General features: G+C 70.1%; 2 protein-coding genes. Both read right to left on the reverse strand.

Features of this window, described 5'->3' with window-relative positions:
• A partial coding sequence (locus tag AC1DWF_RS33010) for a transposase domain-containing protein (RefSeq protein ID WP_476842723.1) occupies window positions 1-689 on the reverse strand: 689 nt, incomplete at its 3' end.
• Between the two features lie 59 nt (window positions 690-748).
• Window positions 749-886, reverse strand: coding sequence for an IS66 family insertion sequence element accessory protein TnpB (gene tnpB / locus AC1DWF_RS33015; protein ID WP_476842724.1), 138 nt, complete (start codon window positions 884-886; stop codon window positions 749-751).
• Window position 887: the final 1 nt, after the last annotated feature.

Raw genomic sequence — 887 nt, forward strand, 5'->3', positions numbered from 1 at the left:
CAATCGGCCAGCGTCGAGACATCGAGTTCGATGCCCTCCCGGGCGAAGGTTTCGCTCTGGCGGTTCAGCGGCAGGTGCTGGCCGAACTTCGCCTCGAGAATGCTGGCCAGGAGCTCTGGCCCCGCCCGGCCGCGCGCAATCGGATGGAACGGTGCYGGAGCYYGGTTGACCGTCTGGCAGGCCCGGCAGGCCAGGCGTTCGCGCACGGTCTGGATCACCTTCCARCTGCGCGGCACCACCTCCAGCGTTTCCGTGATGTCCTCGCCCAGCTTGGTCAGCGGGCCCGCGCAGCAGGGGCATGCCATCAGCCCCGGGATCACGACCCTCTCGCGCGGCAGATGCGRCGGCAAGGGRCCRCGATGCGGCCTGCGCCGCGTGGGGATGCCAGGGGCGTCAGGGGCCAAAGCCTCTGCCGCGRTGGCGTCCTCGCKGGCGGCGGCCTCCAACTCCTCGAGCTGCARCTCCAATTGATCRAGTTTGCTGCCACGCTCGGCCGATGCGCCAAACCGCTCCCGCCGCAGCTTGGCGATCAGCAGCTTRAGATGCGCCACCATCGCCTCCGCGCCCGAGGCGCGGGCCTCCGCCTCGTGTCGCGCCACCTGCTCCGCAGCGCGAGCGGCACGCTCCGCGAGCAGGGCCGCGCGTAGCGCATCGAGGTCATCGGGCAGGGCGTCGGGCGGGCTTGTCACACCCAGGATGCAAGCATGCGGRTYCGGCGTGCCGCATCCRAAATCRTCACCTCATGGCGCTATCCCGCACGCTCCGGCCGCCAGCTGTGCTGAGGGTTTCGCCAGTCGATCCCCTCCAGCATRTAGCCAAGTTGCGAGGCCGAGATCGACAAGGCGCCGTCCACCGGCGAGGGCCAGATGAACCGCCCGCGCTCCAGC

It is taken from the genome of Aminobacter sp. P4_D5, assembly GCF_056401815.1.